The following is a 17,448-nucleotide window of genomic DNA, read 5'->3' on the forward strand; positions in this document are numbered from 1 at the left end:
CCTTCTCCCCCTTCATGCCCCCCCTCCCAAAAGCAGAGACCCAACCCCCACCAGCCCCCTGCCCGTTACCTACCCCCCCCCCTCTTTCCCCCCCCCCCCCCCCCCCACCCACCCCCCCCCCCCCCCCGCCCGGTGGATACGGCCGTGTCACCTGCCGACGCGCTCGAGCTCCCGTTCGTCCCGCGCGTCGGGCGTCATCGTGTCGCCGAGGGACTTGTGCAGCTTCTCGCCCTCCACGTCCACGTTCGGCAGCGCCTTGTCCAGCCAGCGCGGCAGCCACCACGCGGCCTTGCCGAGCAGCGCGAGCACGGCGGGCACGATCGCCATACGGACGACGAACGCGTCGAAGAGGACGGCCACCGCCAGTCCGAAGCCCATCATCTTGATCATGTCGTCGTTCTCCATGATGAAGCCGGAGAAGACGCTGATCATGATGATCGCGGCCGCGGCCACGACCCGTCCGCCATGGGTGAAGCCGGTGACGATCGACTCGCCGGGGCGCGCCCCGTGGACGTACGCCTCGCGCATCCGCGTCACGAGGAACACCTCGTAGTCCATGGCGAGACCGAAGACCACGCCGATCATGAAGATCGGCATCATGCTCATGATCGGGCCCGGCTGGTCGACGCCCACGACGTCCGCGAGCCAGCCCCACTGGAAGACGGCGACGACGGCGCCGAGCGCGGCGGCCACCGAGAGCAGGAAGCCGAGCGCCGCCTTGAGCGGCACGAGGATCGAGCGGAAGACCAGCATCAGGAGCAGGAACGCGAGGCCGACGACCAGACCCAGGTAGGGCAGCAGCGCGTCGTCCAGGGTCTGCGAGAAGTCGATGGTCATCGCGGTCTGGCCGGTGACCAGGATCTCGGAGCCGGTGTCGGCCCCGATGCCCTCGGCGCTGGACCGGATCGACTTGACCAATTCCTCGGTCTTGTGGTCGCTCGGTCCGCTCCCGGGGACGACGCTCAGGATGGCGGTGTCGTCGGCCTTGTTGGCCGTGGGAGGCGTCACGGCGACGACGCCGTCGACCTTGGCGAGCTTCTCGCCGACGGTCTTCGCGGCGGCCGCCACCCCGGAGTCCTTGCTGACGGTGACCATCAGCGGGCCGTTGAAACCGGCGCCGAAGGACTCGGACAGCATGTCGTACGCCTTGCGCTGGGTGGTGTCCGGCGCCGCCGTGCCCTCGTCGGGCAGGCCGAGCTCGAGGCTGGTGGCCGGGATCGCCATCGCGCCGAGGCCGACGACCGCGACGAGCAGGACGGCGAGCGGGCGGCGCAGCACGAAGCGCGCCCAGCGGGTGCCGAGCTTGGGCTTGGCGTTCGGGTCCTGAAGCTGGCTCGGGGACTTCTTGCGGTCCTTGCGGCGCAGTACCTTGCGGCCGGCGAAGCCGAGCAGCGCGGGGATCAGGGTGAGCGCGATGAGGACGGCGACCACCACGGTCCCGGCGGCGGCCAGGCCCATCTTGGTGAGGATCGGGATGTTGACGACCGCGAGGCCGGAGAGGGCGACGACGACGGTGAGTCCGGCGAACACCACGGCGGAACCGGCGGTTCCGGTGGCGCGGCCCGCCGCGTCCTCCGGAGTGCGGCCCTCGGCTATCTCGGCCCGGAAGCGGGAGACGATGAACAGGGCGTAGTCGATGCCGACGGCGAGGCCGATCATCGTCGCCAGGGTGGAGGTCGTGGCGGACAGGTTGAGGGTGCTGCCCAGCGCCCCGATGGCGCTGACGCCGATCATGACACCGATGATCGCGGTGAGCAGCGGCATGCCCGCGGCGACCAGCGAGCCGAAGGTGAGGATCAGGACGACGGCGGAGATGGCGATGCCGATGAGTTCGGCGCTGCCGCCCATGTCCTGCTCGGCCATGACGGCGTCGCCGCCGGCCTCGACGGTCAGGCCCGCGTGCCGGGTCTTGTCGGTGGCCTTGGTCAGGGCGTCCCGCGACTTGTCCGTGAGTTCGGTGGCGGCCACCTTGTACGTCACGGAGGTGTAGGCGGTGGTGCCGTCCTTGCTGACGGTCTTCGCCTTGTACGGGTCGTCGACGCCCGCCACCTGCGAGCCCTCGCCGATCGCCGCGACCATCTTCTCGACCTCGGCCTTGGAATCGGCTGAGGTGATCTTCTCACCCTTGGGGGCCCGTATGACGACGCGTGCGCTGGCGCCGTCGGCGCTGGCGTCCGGGAAGCGCTTCTCCAGGAGGTCGAAGGCCTTCTGCGACTCGGTTCCCGGCATGGAGAAGGAGTCCTCGGGCGGGGCCGGGGCGGTCGAGGCAGCGACGCCCGCACCGACGAGGAGCGCCACCCAGAGCAGCGCCACGTAACGGCGTCGCCGGAAGGCGAGGCGGCCTAGTTTGTACAGGAACGTAGCCACGGCGAAAGGGACCCCCGTCGGGTTGGAGCTGGCAGGAGCCGGCCCTCCGTCGGTGCGATCGACGCACGTCGGGCGGGTCGGCAGGATTCCTCTCCATACTCGCCGCCCACGGCAGCGCAAGAGTCCGACTGCGAGCCCGACTATCGGCCCACGGGCGGTGTACTGCGTGCGGTGGAGTCTCATCCCCTGGGAGGAGAGCCGCGGTCCCCGTCTAGTTCACAGGGTGCAGTCACGTGTCAATACTCGCCCCGGTCATTGGCGCGGAACGATCGGTTCCCCCTGTCTGTGGTCCATCGGTGATCCACCTCCTGAGGTCTCGCGTCGTGCCGCGCCCGGGAATCGACGCGCGGGACGGTAGGGCGGAAGTCCTAGGACCGATGGCCGGTGCGGGCAACGCCGGGGGGCCGTGGTCCGGGCGCGTCCGCCCCCGCCACACTGGGCCCATGGACACCGAACAGACCGATGCCTACCTGCGGCGGATCGGCGCCGCGCGCCCGGCCGCCCCCACCGCCCGGGCCCTCGGCGAGCTGCACCTCGCGCACCTGCGCAGCGTCCCCTTCGAGAACCTCTCGGTCCACCTCGGCGAGGAGATCGAACTGACCGCCGAGGCCCTGGTAGCGAAGGTCGTGCGGAAGCGCCGCGGCGGCTTCTGCTACGAACTCAACGGCGCCTTCGGGGTCCTTCTGACGGCCCTCGGCTTCGATGTCACACCGTTGCAGGCCCGGGTGTACGACGAGGAGGGGCGGCTCGGCATCCCCTTCGACCATCTGGCGCTCCTGGTGCGTACGCGGGACGGCGGCCAGTGGCTCGCGGACATCGGGTTCGGCGCCCAGAGCCATCTGCCGCTGGCTTACGGCGAGCGGGGCGAGCAGACGGACCCCGGCGGCACGTTCCGTCTCGTGGAGAGCGCGGAGGGCGACCTGGACGTTCTCAAGGACGGAAAACCGCAGTATCTGCTGGACCCGCGCCCGCGCACCCTGGCGGACTTTACGGGCGGCGCCTGGTACCACCGCACCTCCCCCGCCTCCCACTTCACCCGCTCCCTGGTCTGCTCGATCATCCACGGCGACAGCCGGATCACGCTCAGCGGCCGCTCCCTGACCACCACCCGCGACGGCGAGCGGACGGTCACCGAGCTGGCCTCGGAGGCGGAGGTCCTCGCGGCGTACGAGCGGTACTTCGGCATCCAGCTGGAGGGGGAGCCGCGCGTGCGGCCAATCCGGTGACCAAGTGGCGATGAGTTCCGGGCGCTGCGACGGTCCCCATAGAGACAGTTCGCCCGGCAGACGCGGGCGGGACCGGCGCGTACGCGACAGGAGAGTGCCATGCCCAAGATCACTCCCAACCTCTGGTTCGACACGCAGGGCGAGGAGGCCGCGAACTTCTACGTCTCGGTCTTCCCGAACTCCGCGATCAAGAACATCTCGTACTACGGAGAAGGCGCCCCGCGCCCGGCGGGCACCGTCCTGACGGTGGACTTCGAGCTGGACGGCAAACCGTTCACGGCCCTCAACGGCGGCCCGGAGTTCACCTTCAGCGAGGCCGTCTCCCTGTGCGTCGACTGCGCCGACCAGGAGGAGGTCGACTACTACTGGGCGAAGCTGTCCGAGGGCGGCGAGGAGGGTCCCTGCGGCTGGCTCAAGGACAAGTACGGCCTGTCCTGGCAGGTTGTGCCGACCCTCCTCATCGAACTGGTCACCGGCCCGGATCCGGAGCGCGCCCAGCGCGCCATGCAGGCCATGTTCGGCATGAAGAAGCTCGACGTGGCGGCGCTCCGGGCGGCGGCCGACGGCTGAGGCCCAGGGGCGCGAGGCGCGAGGCCGAATTGGCGCACGATCGCGGTGGATGATTGGCCCGCTCGCGGTCGTCGTCCGCGGCCTACCTTCGACGCGTCACACCAGGGCCGGCCCACCGGGCCGCCGACTCGGGGAGCGTCGTGTCGATCCGTGTCCTTCCGCCGCCGGGGGCGCCACGCGCCCTCGCGGCCGCGCAACTGAGCAACTCCGTCGGTGACGGCGCGTACTACGTGTCGTCGGCGCTCTACTTCACCCGGGTCGTCGGCCTCTCCCCCACCCAGATCGGGCTCGGCCTGACGGTGGCATGGGCGATCGGGTCGGTCGCCGGGGTGCCGCTGGGCGCGCTCGCCGACCGGCGGGGGCCGCGCGGGACGTCGGTGCTGCTCGCCCTGGCCACGGCGGCGGCGGTGGGGGCCTTCCTCTTCGTCCGCTCCTTCCCGCTGTTCGTCGTGGCGGCGGTGGTGTACGCGGTCGCCCAGTGCGGTCTGGCGGCGGCCCGGCAGGCGCTGCTCGCCGGGCTCGTACCGGCCCCGGAGCGCACGGCGGTGCTGGCCCACCTCCAGTCGACGCTGAACGCCGGTCTCGCCCTCGGGGCGGCCATCGGCGGGCTGGCCCTGCGCCATGACACCGCCGAGGCCTACCGCGCGGTCTTCGCACTCGACGCGGCGGGTTTCCTGCTCTGCGGGGCCGTGCTGCTACGGCTTCCCGCGCTGCCGCGGACCCCGGCCGCAGCCGTGGGCGGGCCGAGGCTCGCCGTGCTCCGCGACCGGCCCTACGCGGTGGTGGCGCTCCTCAACGCGGTGCTGCTGCTGCGGATGCCGCTGCTCAGCCTCGCGATCCCGCTGTGGACGGTGGAGCGCACCGCCGCCCCGGGGTGGCTGGTCTCGGCACTGTTCGTCCTCAACACCCTCGCGGTGATGGCCTTCCAGGTGCGCATGGCCCGGGGCGTGACCGGACCGGCGACGGCCGTCCGCGCGGTGCGGCGCTCCGGGCTCGTCATGTTCGCCTCGTGCGCGGTCTTCGCGGTGTCGGCGGCGGGGTTCTCCCCGTGGGCGGCGGCCGCCGTCCTGGTCGTCGGCGCGGTGCTCCAGGTGATCGCCGAGATGCAGCAGTCGGCCGGGGCGTGGCAGATCGGCTTCGCGCTGGCGCCCGCGCGGCACGTGGGCCAGTACCAGGGCTTCTTCGGCACGGGTGTCCCGGTCGCCCGCACCGCGGGACCGCTCCTGCTGACGTGGCTCCTGGTGGCGTGGGGCGTGCCGGGGTGGCTGGTGCTCGGCGCGGTCTTCCTCGCCGCGTCCCTGCTGATGGGGCCCGTGGTGCGGTGGGCCCGGCGGGCGGGGGCGGCCGCGCGGGAGCCGGGCCACACGGCCCCGGCCGAGGGGTCTGCCGTCGCGGTCGGCTGACGGGAGCCGTACGAAAACGCGCCCCTCGCCGGGTGCACCGACTCGGGTGCCCGGACGAAAGCGCCTGAACGGCCGGCTCCGGAGCGTGGGACCCTGGAAGGTGAGCATCGGCTCCAGGGCGGTCGGACACACGCCCCGGGAACGGCGCGGCGGGCGGCGCTGTGGCCGGTAGCCGCCACGGGGCCTGGCGGGGTCGGCGCGGGTCGGGTAGTGCTGCACGTCGGCCCCGACCGACCCCTCACTCCCGGAGGTGCCCCATGGCCACAGACCGGCCGAGGAAAAGGACCGCATCGGGCAAGACCCGGTTCGACGACATCTACGACCAGCCGGACCCCCGCGCCTATTTCCGCACGCTGGCGCCGTACGAGTACGAGATCCCGCACCACGCCCAGGCGGTGTTCCGCCGCACCCGCGACCTGCGCGCCCAGGTGCCCGGCAGCAGCGGCCCCGTCACGGTCCTCGACGTGTGCTGCTCCTACGGCATCAACGCGGCGCTGCTCAACCACGACCTCACCCTCGCCGACCTGTACGCCCACTACACCTCCGCGCGGACCACGGCACTCCCCCCGCACGAACTCGTCCAGTACGACAAGGAGTTCTACGCCTCGCGGCGGCGCGCGGACGCCACGCCGGTCATCGGGCTCGACGCCGCGGCGAACGCCACCCGCTACGCGCTGGAGGTGGGGCTGCTCGACGAGGCGTACGCCGAGGACCTGGAACAGCGCCCGCCCAGTGCCGGGCTGTGCCACGCGGTCGCGCGCGTCGGGCTGATCGCCGTCACGGGCGGTATCAGCTACCTCTCGCACCGCACGTTCGACGCGCTGCTCGACTGTGCGCGCACGCAGGTGTGGGTGAGCGCGTTCGTGCTGCGGAGCGTGCCCTACGGCCGCATCGCGGCGACGCTGGCGGCGCACGGCCTGCGCACCGAGACGGACAGGTCGCGCACCTATCCGCAGCGGCTCTTCACCGGTCCCGAGGAGCGGCGGGACACCGTGCGGCAGGTGATCGTGGCGGGTGAGGATCCGGCCGGGCGCGAGTCCGAGGGGCGCTTTCACACGCGACTGCACGAGTCCCGGCCCACCCGGACCGGCCTGGGCCCGCCGCCGCTTGATTCCGGTGACGGCTGATTCCGGTGTCGACCGACTTCGGTGCTGCCCCGGGGCTCGACCGATGGACAAGCGCAGGCATATCGTGAAAACAGTGGCCGACTCGGACGTCAGGGGGGTCGCCATGGTGCAGGAGCTGCTGACAGCAGGCGCGGCGGTCGCCTCAGGCTGTCTGGTGTACGGGATGGCCGCAGCCCGGGTGATCAAGCAGTACGAGCGTGGCGTGGTGTTCCGTCTCGGCCGGCTCTCCGGACATGTGCGGGAGCCCGGCTTCACGCTGGTCGTCCCGTTCGTCGACCGGCTGCGCAAGGTGAACATGCAGATCGTGACGCTGCCGGTGCCCGCGCAGGACGGCATCACGCGGGACAACGTCACGGTGCGGGTGGACGCCGTCATCTACTTCAAGGTGGTGGACGCCGCCGAGGCCGTCGTGCGGGTGGAGGACTACCGCTTCGCGGTCTCGCAGATGGCGCAGACGTCGCTGCGCTCCATCATCGGCAAGAGCGACCTCGACGACCTGCTCTCCAACCGCGAAAAGCTCAACCAGGGCCTGGAGTTGATGATCGACAGCCCGGCCATCGGCTGGGGCGTGCAGATCGACCGCGTCGAGATCAAGGACGTGTCGCTGCCCGAGACGATGAAGCGCTCGATGGCCCGCCAGGCCGAGGCCGACCGCGAGCGCCGGGCCCGCGTCATCAACGCCGACGCCGAACTCCAGGCCTCCAAGAAGCTCGCCGAGGCCGCGAAGGAGATGTCCACACAGCCCGCCGCGCTCCAACTCCGGCTGCTCCAGACCGTGGTGGCCGTCGCCGCCGAGAAGAACTCCACCCTCGTCCTGCCTTTCCCGGTGGAGCTGCTCCGCTTCCTGGAGCGGGCCCAGCAGCCTCCGGCGGCCGCCCCCGAGGCGTCAGAGCGCCAGCGTGTAGCGGGTCCCGGGGCGGCCGTCGAGCCGGACGTCGCCGGCGGGGAGGAATCCGACGCGGTCGAGCACGGCCCGTGAGCCCGGATTGTCGAAGGTCGTGGCGGCACGCAGCCCGGTGAGGCCGTACGCGGTGCCGGCGAGGTCGCAGACCTGCCGGACGGCACGGGTGGCCAGGCCCCGGCCGGTGGCCCGTTCCGCGATGCGGTAGCCGAGTTCGGCGCTGCCGTCGGTCACATCCACGAGGTTGACCCGCCCGAGCACGTCGCCCGCGTCGTCGACCAGGACGTGGAAGTAGCAGACACCCTCGGCCTGTTCGGCCAGCAAGGCGCTGTGCCGCGTCGCGAAGTCCCTGAAGTAGGCGTCGCCCCGGTCGGGCACCGACGCGGCGAAGTAGGCGCGGTTGGCCTTCTCGAAGGCGAGCAGGGCCGGTGCGTGCCCGGGGCCGAGGAGCTGGAGTTGGGGAGCGTTCGAGGAGGCGGACATGGGCGCACCCTATGCAAGATCGACGGAAGGGGTCGGGGATTTACGCCCCCCCCCCCGGAACCTCTCCCGCCGCCCTGCTGTTGACTCATGCGCCGGTCCGAACGCGCCCGCGGGTCGGCCGGCCCGGCGACTGAACTGACCGCCGGGCCGGTCGACCCCCGCACTACCTCGCGTCCCGGACCGTTCCGGTGATCACCGGTCCGCCGTCCTGCGGTTCCCAGTTCTGGTCATACACGAACAGCTGGGCCTTCAGGTGCTCGTCCGGCTCGCGCACGGTGTCCTTGATGGTCGGCACGCCCACCTCGACGCTCTTCTTGCCGGCGGGCAAGACGAGGAAGAGGGATTCGCCGTTCTTCCACATCTTGGAGAGCGCGCGCCCCGGGCGGGGTTCCTGGCCCGCCTCGTCCATGAGCCAGCGCGGATCCACGTCGAGCGTGGAGAGTTCGGCACCCCGGTCGACGGGACGGAACGCGAGTCCGGCCATGAGGTCCACGTCGATGGGCTCCGCGAGCGTCAGCCGCCACTTCAGCCGCTTGCCCTCGGTGACGCGGTCGGCGACGGGCTCAAGGGTCAGCTTGGGCATCGGGTCGTCGTTGCGTGCCGTCACGCCGCCGTGGTGGGACCCGATCACGGCGCCGCGCACCGCCTTGGCGAACGCGTCGTGCGGGACGTCGTAGCCGTAGCGGGTGTCGCCTCGCACCTCGATCGGCACGTCGATGTCCTGGGCGCCCGGGCGTACCGTCACCGTGCGGTGGCCGACCTCGCCCGAGCCGGGCCTGGGCGCGAAGAGGCGGATCTTGCCGGTGCCCGAGCCCGAGACGCGGACCGGGACGTGGTGCGTGCGTACCCCGGAATCGCCCTCGTCGACCGTCAGCCGGCCGATGTCCACCCGGGGCAGCGCGGACTGCTTCACCGCGGGTGTCCCGGCCCGCCAGCCCCAGGCGTCCACCAGCCACGCCTTCCCGGAGCGGGTGCGCGGGGTCAGTTCCAGGGTCTTCACCTGCTTGAGGTCGAGCTTCGCCCGGGCCTCGGCGGTCAGGGGCACGCGGACCTCGCGACCCCAGTAGGAGGTGGTCCGGCCGCTGCCGGGGAGCCCGTCGACGCGGACCCGGCCTAGCTCGACGCGGTGCCCGGAGGCGTCCACGAGTGTGACGTCCAGCTTGGTGCCGGTGGTGTTGGGCGGCACGATCACCCGCAGCGCGAGGTTCTTGGCGCCCGCCAGCGACACCGGGCGGGCGGGGCTCACCCGTACCGGGGCGCCGGCCCGTGTCCAGCGCATCGCCACGGCGTCCCGGCCGGGCTCCGGCGAGACCTCCCAGCCCGCGAAGTGCGGTGAGCCGCCCGCCATGTCGGGCGGCAGGCAGGAGCGGGTGGCGTCCGGATGCACCTGGGCGCAGAGCCGGCCGCCCTTGACGGTGGTCGAGGAGTCGGGCAGGAAGGCCTCCGTGCGGCGCGCGCCGACGGCGTGGCTCAGCACCCGCGCGGGGCCGGCCGAGGGAGCACGCCGGTTCGAGCCGTCGAGGAGGGGACGCACCCGGTCGTCGCCCCCGACGAACAGCCGTGCCGCCGCGGCTATGTACGTGGCGCCCGCGGTCTGCTGCTGCTTGGCCGTCAGGCGGGTCCTGCTACCCGGCGAGCACACCGGGTCCCGGCCCTCGGACTGGAAGTCGTCGTCGGCGGGCGCCTTGGCCTGCCCGGGAGTCCATTCGGTGTTGAAGAAGTTGTGGTTGGCGCCGACCATGTAGAGCGAGCTGTGCAGGGCGGTGCCGTTGCTGACACGGCGGGTCCCGTCGGCGTAGAGCTGGCCCTGGAGGTCGGAGACGTCTCCGTCGCAGCCGGGCAGGATCGTCGCGGAGGGCACGTCCGGGACCGGGTTCTGCCCGAAGATGGTGGGGCCTATCAGGACGTTGCCCCGTATCTTCCAGCGCACGGGGCCGTGGTAGCCGTCCTGGTCGGCGGGCGGAGCGTAAAGGCTGTCCAGCGCGGCCCGGTTGACGCCCTCGCCGCCGCGGGAGTGGCCGACCAGGAGCACCCGGTCCAGGTCCGCGGGCGCGGTGTCGCGGACCGCCGCCGGGGCGCCGTCCCGCTTCTCGGCCCAGTCCGCCCAGCGGGCGAGGTGCAGGCGCACCAGCGAGGAACGGGCCTGCGCGCCGGCGTCCTCGGCGAGGTGGTCCTGGCCGTTGATGCCGTTGGCGGCGATGGACACCGTGACATAGCCCTGGGAGGCCAGGAGCTTCTGGGCCTTCTTGTAACCGGACTGGCTCGGTACCGGCTTGGAGCCGCCCTTGCAGGGCCAGGAACCGTCTGCTTCGTCGCCGCCGCCGTAACAGGTGGCGTGCCGGCCGTGCAGGAACAGCGCCAGTGGCCGCTTCCCCGGGGCGTCGGCGGGGCCCACCACGTCGGCCTTCATCTCCACCGGCTGCGCGTAGCCGGGCAGCCGCACGGAGTCCAGGGTGTACGAGCCGCCGACGGTGCGGTAGCGGCCCGGCGCGCCGGGGTCGACCTCGTTCGCGGGCGCCGGGGCCGGCAGCGACGCGGAGCGCGGGGCGTTCGACTCCCGTCCGGCTCCCGCCTCGTCCAGGCGGCGGCCGCCGGCGACGACACGCAGCTTCTTCGCCGCCCCGACGCGCGCGCCGCCGAGCGGCAGCCGGAACGAGCGGCCGTCGCGGGCCGCTTCGGGCCGCCCGAGGAGCTTGTCCCCCGCGTAGAACTCGACGCGGGCGTCCCCCATGGGCACCGGTTCGGGTGCGGCCCAGACCAGTTCCCTGCCGTTGCCCTCGCCCACCACCCGCCAGCCGTGGGGAAGGCCGTCGTCGTTCCCCGGCGGGGTGGGTGACGCGGGGGGCCGGGCGTCGGCCGACGGCAGCGCCTGCGCCGCCCCCGGGGACGCCGCCGCGAGTGCGAGCATCGCGAGCGCCGTGGTCGCCACTCTTGACACGCGTCTCAAAGTGGTCCTCCTCTGGATCACTGTCCGCGGAGCACAGAAACGAACTCATGTGCCCCTCTTGCTTCTTCGAGGACGGCAACCGGAGGCTTCGCGTTGCCTCCCCGCGCATACGGACCGCAAGGGACCGGCAGGGCCGGATCCTGCTGTACGCGGCGGCGGACTCCCCTGCCAGGATGCGGTCATGCACATCTACGAAGAGCGGCTGAGCGTCCCCCGCTCCTGGTGGGCCCTGGTCGTCCTGGGCGGAGCCGGACTGGGGCTCGGAGCGATTCCCTTCGGACCGATCGTCGCGGCGACCGTGGCGACGCTCGGCATCACGGTGGCCTCCGCGATCGTGCACGCGCACGGCAGGGCGCGCATCCTCGTGACACCGGGCTCCCTGGTCGTCGGCGAGCGGACCGTCCCCATCGAGGCGCTGGGGATGACGGAGATCCTGGACGAGCGGGAAGCCTTCGAATGGCGCACGGCCAAGGCGAATCCGTACGCGCTGCTGCTCCTTCGCTCCTACATCCCGACCGCCCTGCGCATCGAGCTGAGGAACGCCTACGGCGGCGCGCCCTACATCTACGTCTCGACGCGCAGGCCCATGAACCTCGCGGCGGTACTCGCCTTCTCCCGAAGCTGACCGGAACTGACCGGAACCGGCCGAGGTCCAGCAGCTCACAGCCGGCGAGCGAAGACGTCGACATGCCCGTGCCTCAGTTCCCTGGTTCCCTCGCTGGACCGGTGGTCGGGGCGGGCGGGAAGGTGATCACGTGCAGACTCCAGAGACTGACTCCATGGCCGGTTCCCGCTCTTCCCTCCCCTGGTACGCGCGTCCCGCCGCACGGGCGTGGATCTGCGCCCCTCCGCGGTCGGATGCCCGCGCCTTCCACCGCTCGCTGCCCGGCTACGCACCGACCGCGCTGCATGACCTCCCGTCACTGGCCGCCGAGTTGGGCGTAGGCCGGGTTTTCGTCAAGGACGAGTCGACACGGCTCGGCCTGCCCGCGTTCAAGGCGCTCGGCGCCTCTTGGGCGATCCACCAGGTTGTGGCGAGGGCGGAGGAAGGGCCGTCGGCTTCCGGCGCGCGGCCGTGTCTGGTCACGGCCACCGACGGCAATCACGGCCGGGCCGTGGCCAGGACGGCCCGCCAACTCGGGTGCCGGGCCCGCGTGTTCGTCCCTGACGGCGTACATCCGGCGGCCGTGGCCGCCATCGAGGGCGAGGGCGCCGAGGTCACCGCCGTGACCGGCCCCTACGACGCGGCGGTGGAAAGGGCGGCGCGCGCCGCCGAGGCGCCGGACACGGTGCTCGTCCAGGACATGGCGTGGGACGGCTACGAGGAGATTCCGGCGCTGATCGTCGAGGGGTATGCGACGCTGTTCGCCGAGATCGACGCCCAACTGGAAGCGGCGGGCGCCGGGGCGCCCTCCCTCGTCGCGATCCCGGTGGGTGTGGGATCGCTCGCCCAGTCCGCCGTGACCCACTATCGCGGCCGGCGTCCCCTTCCCGGGCCCTCCCCCGCCCCCGCCCTCCTGTCGGTGGAGCCGGAGACGGCCGCCTGCGTACTGGCGAGCCTGCGCGAGGGGCGGCTCACCGGGGTGACGACCGGCGTGACGGCGATGGCCGGCCTCAACTGCGGCACGCCCTCGGCGCTCGCCTGGCCCGTGCTGCGCGACGGACTCGACGCGGCGGTCACCGTCACCGACGCCGACAGCGCCACGGCGGTGCGGGACTTGGCGCGGCTCGGTGTCTCGTCCGGACCCTGCGGCGCGGCCTCCCTCGCCGGGCTGCGCGCCGCCCTCCGCGGCGAGGGCGGTGCCGCCCGCCGGGCCGAGCTGGGGCTCGGGCCCGCCGCCACCGTCGTACTGATCAGCACCGAGGGGACAGCCGCCAACCCCGCCGACTGACACAGCACCCGACTCCCTGCACACGTCGCTGACCCGGAAGTCCGGCCGTCCCGGCCATGGCCTGATGGGCAGTCACTGATGATCCAGCAGCGATTTCCGGACGATGCGAATGGTCGAAAAAGGAACCAATTTCGCGTTCTCGCAGGTCAAAGGGTAGTTGGCGTTTATACCAGTGACGTTCGTCCATATGCTGGACAAGCGACGCGGCATCGATCCACCACTCCTGAGCTGCCCGAACGCCCGTGCGGGAACCGCCCACCGAACGCACACATCCGGAAATCGACCATCCGTATTGGCACTCACTCTGCGCACCGGCAAGACTCCCCACCGCAGTCACCAACCGCAACGAGCGAAGGAGAGATCACCATGCGTCGCACCCTCAGGACGATGGGAGCAGCCGCCGCGGCGGCCACCTGCGTCCTCGCCGCGACATCAGGTACCGCGCAGGCCGGGGCTCCCAAGCCGACGAGCCTCCACGCGCCCTCGGTCCTGGTGCTCACGGTCGGTCAGGGCGAGGACGCCACCTCCGCGGCGGTCGAACGCGCCGTGACGCTCACCTGTGCACCGCGTCCCTCCGGCAGCCACCCCTCGCCGGCGGCCGCGTGTGCCGAACTCACCAAGGCGGAGGGCCAGTTCGGCCTCCTGGTGAACAACACGCCCGATGCCATCTGCACCAAGGAATGGCGGCCCGTCACAGTGACCGTCAGCGGGGTCTGGAACGGCAAGCACGTCAGCTGGTCCAGCACCTTCGCCAACCGGTGCATGATGAAGGCCGGACTCGGGGAGGGTGCCGCATTGACCTTCTGACGAGATCCGACCCTGATCCACACTCAGGGGAGTCCCGGTGACCTTTCGTGGGGGAAGGCAGCCGGGATGCGGGGCGGCCCCCGGTGTCCGAGGACACCGGGGGCCGTAGTGTGCGCCGGGCGGCGCGTCAGGTCGATCTCCGCCCGCTCGGCGGCGGCGCCTCGGCGGCGCGCACGACGCCGTCCGCCACCGCTCGGGCGATGGCCCCGTCGTCGTAACCCGCCGCGCCGAGAACCTCTCGGGTGTCCGCTCCCGCGCCCCGCACCTCGGGCCGTACCCGCGCCGGCGTACGGGAGAGGGACACCGGAGAGGCGATCCCGCGGTAGTCGCCGTCCTCGACCACCAGTCCGCGGTGGCGCACCTGCGGCGCGGTCAGCGCCTGTGCCACGTCGTGCACCGGCGAGGCCGGCACACCCCGTGCGGTGAGCAGGGCGGCCAACTCGGCACGGAGGTGGGCCGCGACGGGCTCCTCCAGCGCGTCCCGCAGCTCCCCCTGGTGCCGCACGCGGTCCGGGTTGGTGCGAAAGCGGGGGTCGTCCGCGAGGCCGGGAACACCGAGTACGTCGGCGAGCGCGGCGAACTGCCGGTCGTTGCCGACCGCGATGAACACCGGCCCGTCGGCGGCGGTGAACGAGTCGTAGGGGGCGATGGTGGGATGTGCCGAGCCGGTGCGGCGGGGCACGGCGCCGCCCGCGAGCCAGGAGGCCGAGTGCGGGTGCAGGAGGCTGACGGCCGTGTCCAGGAGGGTGCAGTCCACGAGTTGGCCGAGGCCCGAACGGTGGCGTTCGTGCAGGGCGAGCAGGATGCCGGAGAAGGCGAGGATGCCGGTGACCTGGTCGACGACCGGCACCCCGACGCGCAGGGGCGGCCCGTCCGGCTCGCCGTTGACGCTCATCAGACCGCCGTACGCCTGGAGCACCGCGTCGTAGCCGGGCTGCCCGCCGAGCGGGCCGTCGGTCCCGAAGCCGGTGACACGGCAGTGGACGAGGGCGGGGAAACGGCGGCGCAGTTCCTCGTCGGGATAGCCCCACTTGGCGAGCGTGCCCGCCTTGAAGTTCTCCACGAGGACGTCCGTGTCGCGCAGCAGGGTGTCGAGGATCTCGCGCCCCGCGGGCAGCGACAGGTCGACGACGATGTTCTTCTTGGCCCGGTTGAGGTTCTGGTAGTAGGCGGAGGTGCCGGGAGCGACGAACGGCGGCCCCCAGCCCCGGGTCTCGTCGCCCGCCGGCGGTTCGACCTTCGTGACGTCGGCGCCGTGGTCGGCGAGCATCTGCGCGCAGTACGGCCCGGCCAGGACCCGGGACAGGTCGAGCACCTTGACTCCGGCGAGGGCGCCCTGGGCCGGCTCCCCCCGCTCCTCGGTCGACGCGAAGTCCATGGATCACTGCCCCAGTTCGTTCGTTCGGCGGCCGGTCGGGATGCCGCGAGGCTAGAAGTCCGCAGGTCGGCGGGTCAAGAGCGGGCCGCCGCCTGCCGGGCCGATCGCCCGTCAGTACGGGCGGTCCCCGGCGATCGCGACCCGCTCCGCGATCCGGCGGTGCGGCGCGTAGTCGTCGACGGCGTAGTGCTGGGTCGCGCGGTTGTCCCAGAAGGCGACGTCGCCGGCCTGCCAGTGGAAACGCACCTGGTACTCCGGCACATGGGCCTGTCGCACGAGGTGGCCGAGGAGCCGGTCGCTCTCCGCGCGCTCCATGCCGACGATGTGCGTGGTGAAGGACGTGTTGACGAAGAGCGTCCGGCGCCCGGTCTCCGGGTGGGTGCGCACCACGGGGTGGGTGACGGGCGGGAAGCGGTCCTGGAACGGGGCCAGCCGTTCGGGGCCGTAGAAGCGGGCGAAGCCGGGGATGAAGTCGTGCACGGCCCGCGCCCCTTCGATGCGCTCCTTGACGTCGTCGGCGAGATTGTCGTACGCGGCGGCCATGTCGGCCCACATCGTGTCCCCGCCGAACGGCGGCACCTCGCGCAGCTGCAACACCGCGCCGAGGGCCGGGCGCCGGCGGAAGGTGACGTCCGCGTGCCAGACGTTCTCGTACGTGGGGACGGCGCCGGCTCCCTTGTCGAAACGGACGACGTCGTCGGCGGAGCCGCTGGCGAGCAGCGGGTTGGTCTCCAGTTCGCCCCAGTTGCGGGCGAAGGCGCGCTGCTGCCCGGCGGTGAGGTGCGCGCCCCGGAAGAAGAGCACCTTCCACTCCAGGAGGGCGCGGTTCAGCTCGTCGCGCAGGGCGGGCGCGAGGGGCCGCGCGAGGTCGGCGCCGCGGATCTCGGCGCCGATGAGCCGGCCGAGGGGCGTGACGTCGATCAGTTCGTAGGGCCGCTCCTGCCACCCCTTTGGCAGGCGGCGCAAGGTGCGGCGGCCTTCGTACATGCCGTCGGCGGGCACGCGGGCCTCACGCAGGACGGTGGTCGGGGGCTGGAGGGCGCGGTCGGTGACGGCCATGGGGGGTGATCCTTCGGGGCGCGGTGCCGGGCGGGGGCGACGGAGCGGTTCCGTACGGCTAGCGGCCCGAGCGCTCGCACCCGCGCCGCCACGGGACGCCGAACGTCCGTACGGCGGCGGTCAGGTGCTGGATCATGGTCGTCATTGTGGGCCGCGTGGCGCCCCGGGTCAACCGATTGCAGGGGGGCCGTTCAGCCGTGCCGGCGTGGCACCCCGAGCACTCCCCCGTACTCGTAGATGCCCTTGTTGAGTTCGGTGGCGCCGAGATAGGGCACGAGGTCCGGGTCGACCGGCGCGAGGGGCGGCTGGGCGGCGTCCGGGCGCCAGTCGGCGAGGTTCACGAGGCCCGGCTCCAGGGGTTCGAGGCCGTCGAGCAGCGCGTCGACCTCCGCGGGGGTGCGGGTCTGCCAGGGGACGCCGCCACCGGAGATGTGCGCGGTCATCGCCGCGCCCCGGGCCGGGTCGTCGGCGACGACCTGGGAGAAGCCGACGAGGCTGCCGGGGGCCGCCCGGTCGATGACGGTCCGCAGGACGCGGGAGGGTTCGTCGGCGTCGGTGAGGTGGTGGCCGACGGAGAGGAAGAGCACCGCGACCGGCTCGTCGAAGTCGATCAGGCGCCGCACGTCGGGGTGGTCCAAGATCGCCTCCTGATCGCGCATGTCCCCGTGGATCACGGTGGTGGAGGAGTCGTCGGCGAGCAGCGCGCGGCCGTGCGCGAGGACGATCGGGTCGATGTCGACGTAGACGACGCGGGCGTCGGGGGCGAAGCGCTGGGCGACCTGGTGGACGTTGGCGTCGGTGGGCAGACCGCAGCCCAGGTCGATGAACTGGCGGATGCCCGCCTCGCGGGTCAGGTACCGCACGGCACGGAAGAGGAACTGGCGGTTCTGCCGGGCGATGTCGACGCACTCGGGGAACGACGGCAGGGTGGAGAGCAGGAAGTCGCGGTCCACCTCGTAGTTGTCCTTGCCGCCCAGCATCCAGCCGTAGGCGCGGGCCGAGGTCGGGATGTCGTAGGGAATGGACGGACTCGGCGGCGTGGCCGCCGTCCCGGACCGGTTGTCACTGTCCACAGCGCGCTCTCCACCTCTCCCGCGGGGTTCACGGAACGTGTGCCGTCGGCGTGACACTATCCGGTGATCCACGTTCGGGTGAACTGCTCACGGGAAGTCCAACGGACGCGTGTTGAGCGGTGGTTGGGGACACGGCCGACCGTGTCCCCGGGGGCGGCGGCCGGGGCGTGCCGTGGTGTGCGCCACCCGCCCGCCCTCCGGGCCGCCGCATGGCG

Annotated in this window: 14 protein-coding genes; 8 read left to right on the forward strand and 6 right to left on the reverse strand. The window is 72.3% G+C overall.

Annotated elements, in window-relative coordinates; translation table 11 throughout:
* Nucleotides 1-147: 147 nt before the first annotated feature.
* Nucleotides 148-2,367: an MMPL family transporter gene (locus tag ACZ5GP_RS10450; protein ID WP_468750450.1), complete on the reverse strand. Its 2,220-nt coding sequence runs from the start codon at nucleotides 2,365-2,367 to the stop codon at nucleotides 148-150.
* Between the two features lie 443 nt (nucleotides 2,368-2,810).
* Here ACZ5GP_RS10450 and ACZ5GP_RS10455 point away from each other — a divergent pair, with 443 nt between their 5' ends.
* The 5 genes from ACZ5GP_RS10455 (at nucleotide 2,811) to ACZ5GP_RS10475 (ending at nucleotide 7,672) form a co-directional block, all read left to right on the forward strand.
* Nucleotides 2,811-3,593 (forward strand): arylamine N-acetyltransferase family protein, encoded by a 783-nt coding sequence (locus ACZ5GP_RS10455; protein WP_468750451.1) that lies wholly within the window; start codon nucleotides 2,811-2,813, stop codon nucleotides 3,591-3,593.
* Nucleotides 3,594-3,692: 99 nt separating this feature from the next.
* Nucleotides 3,693-4,163, forward strand: a complete 471-nt coding sequence (locus ACZ5GP_RS10460) for a VOC family protein (RefSeq protein ID WP_468750452.1) — start codon at nucleotides 3,693-3,695, stop codon at nucleotides 4,161-4,163.
* A gap of 140 nt (nucleotides 4,164-4,303) precedes the next feature.
* Nucleotides 4,304-5,566: an MFS transporter gene (locus ACZ5GP_RS10465; RefSeq protein ID WP_468750453.1), complete on the forward strand. Its 1,263-nt coding sequence runs from the start codon at nucleotides 4,304-4,306 to the stop codon at nucleotides 5,564-5,566.
* A 257-nt stretch (nucleotides 5,567-5,823) separates the two neighbouring features.
* Nucleotides 5,824-6,693 (forward strand): hypothetical protein, encoded by an 870-nt coding sequence (locus tag ACZ5GP_RS10470; protein ID WP_468750454.1) that lies wholly within the window; start codon nucleotides 5,824-5,826, stop codon nucleotides 6,691-6,693.
* Nucleotides 6,694-6,796: 103 nt separating this feature from the next.
* Entirely contained in the window at nucleotides 6,797-7,672 is an 876-nt protein-coding gene (locus ACZ5GP_RS10475; protein ID WP_468750724.1) for a slipin family protein, read from the forward strand.
* On the opposite strand, the gene ACZ5GP_RS10480 is transcribed toward ACZ5GP_RS10475, so the two are convergent.
* Nucleotides 7,580-8,077, reverse strand: coding sequence for a GNAT family N-acetyltransferase (locus tag ACZ5GP_RS10480; protein WP_468750455.1), 498 nt, complete (start codon nucleotides 8,075-8,077; stop codon nucleotides 7,580-7,582). The two genes, ACZ5GP_RS10475 and ACZ5GP_RS10480, sit on opposite strands and share 93 nt — an antisense overlap.
* A gap of 163 nt (nucleotides 8,078-8,240) precedes the next feature.
* Nucleotides 8,241-10,985 carry an alpha/beta hydrolase gene (locus ACZ5GP_RS10485; protein WP_468750725.1) on the reverse strand — a complete coding sequence of 915 codons (2,745 nt, stop codon included), beginning with the start codon at nucleotides 10,983-10,985 and terminating at the stop codon, nucleotides 8,241-8,243.
* Between the two features lie 220 nt (nucleotides 10,986-11,205).
* Here ACZ5GP_RS10485 and ACZ5GP_RS10490 point away from each other — a divergent pair, with 220 nt between their 5' ends.
* The 3 genes from ACZ5GP_RS10490 to ACZ5GP_RS10500 all read left to right on the forward strand — a co-directional run bounded on the left by ACZ5GP_RS10490 (nucleotide 11,206) and on the right by ACZ5GP_RS10500 (nucleotide 13,723).
* A complete protein-coding gene (locus tag ACZ5GP_RS10490; protein WP_468750456.1) occupies nucleotides 11,206-11,649 on the forward strand; it encodes a DUF3093 domain-containing protein in 444 nt (147 codons plus the stop codon).
* 154 nt (nucleotides 11,650-11,803) lie between these two features.
* Nucleotides 11,804-12,916, forward strand: a complete 1,113-nt coding sequence (locus ACZ5GP_RS10495) for a diaminopropionate ammonia-lyase (protein WP_468750457.1) — start codon at nucleotides 11,804-11,806, stop codon at nucleotides 12,914-12,916.
* Between the two features lie 366 nt (nucleotides 12,917-13,282).
* On the forward strand, nucleotides 13,283-13,723 hold the full coding sequence (locus ACZ5GP_RS10500) for a subtilase-type protease inhibitor (protein ID WP_468750458.1): 441 nt from the start codon (nucleotides 13,283-13,285) through the stop codon (nucleotides 13,721-13,723).
* A gap of 127 nt (nucleotides 13,724-13,850) precedes the next feature.
* On the opposite strand, the gene ACZ5GP_RS10505 is transcribed toward ACZ5GP_RS10500, so the two are convergent.
* The 3 genes from ACZ5GP_RS10505 to ACZ5GP_RS10515 form a co-directional block, all read right to left on the reverse strand.
* Entirely contained in the window at nucleotides 13,851-15,101 is a 1,251-nt protein-coding gene (locus ACZ5GP_RS10505; protein ID WP_468750459.1) for a CaiB/BaiF CoA transferase family protein, read from the reverse strand.
* 111 nt (nucleotides 15,102-15,212) lie between these two features.
* Entirely contained in the window at nucleotides 15,213-16,088 is an 876-nt protein-coding gene (locus tag ACZ5GP_RS10510; RefSeq protein WP_468750726.1) for a TauD/TfdA dioxygenase family protein, read from the reverse strand.
* Nucleotides 16,089-16,351: 263 nt separating this feature from the next.
* On the reverse strand, nucleotides 16,352-17,233 hold the full coding sequence (locus tag ACZ5GP_RS10515; RefSeq protein ID WP_468750460.1) for an SAM-dependent methyltransferase: 882 nt from the start codon (nucleotides 17,231-17,233) through the stop codon (nucleotides 16,352-16,354).
* Between the last annotated feature and the right edge of the window lie 215 nt (nucleotides 17,234-17,448).

The organism is Streptomyces sp. NPDC031466 (assembly GCF_055581265.1).

Bases quoted from the DNA above. Each gene is read 5' to 3' on its own strand.
- ACZ5GP_RS10455 (WP_468750451.1), top strand. From the start codon at position 2,811: ATGGACACCGAACAGACCGATGCCTACCTGCGGCGGATCGGCGCCGCG.
- ACZ5GP_RS10460 (WP_468750452.1), top strand. From the start codon at position 3,693: ATGCCCAAGATCACTCCCAACCTCTGGTTCGACACGCAGGGCGAGGAG.
- ACZ5GP_RS10470 (WP_468750454.1), top strand. From the start codon at position 5,824: ATGGCCACAGACCGGCCGAGGAAAAGGACCGCATCGGGCAAGACCCGG.
- ACZ5GP_RS10475 (WP_468750724.1), top strand. From the start codon at position 6,797: ATGGTGCAGGAGCTGCTGACAGCAGGCGCGGCGGTCGCCTCAGGCTGT.
- ACZ5GP_RS10480 (WP_468750455.1), bottom strand. From the start codon at position 8,077: ATGTCCGCCTCCTCGAACGCTCCCCAACTCCAGCTCCTCGGCCCCGGG.
- ACZ5GP_RS10485 (WP_468750725.1), bottom strand. From the start codon at position 10,985: ATGCTCGCACTCGCGGCGGCGTCCCCGGGGGCGGCGCAGGCGCTGCCG.
- ACZ5GP_RS10490 (WP_468750456.1), top strand. From the start codon at position 11,206: ATGCACATCTACGAAGAGCGGCTGAGCGTCCCCCGCTCCTGGTGGGCC.
- ACZ5GP_RS10495 (WP_468750457.1), top strand. From the start codon at position 11,804: ATGGCCGGTTCCCGCTCTTCCCTCCCCTGGTACGCGCGTCCCGCCGCA.
- ACZ5GP_RS10500 (WP_468750458.1), top strand. From the start codon at position 13,283: ATGCGTCGCACCCTCAGGACGATGGGAGCAGCCGCCGCGGCGGCCACC.
- ACZ5GP_RS10505 (WP_468750459.1), bottom strand. From the start codon at position 15,101: ATGGACTTCGCGTCGACCGAGGAGCGGGGGGAGCCGGCCCAGGGCGCC.
- ACZ5GP_RS10510 (WP_468750726.1), bottom strand. From the start codon at position 16,088: ATGTACGAAGGCCGCCGCACCTTGCGCCGCCTGCCAAAGGGGTGGCAG.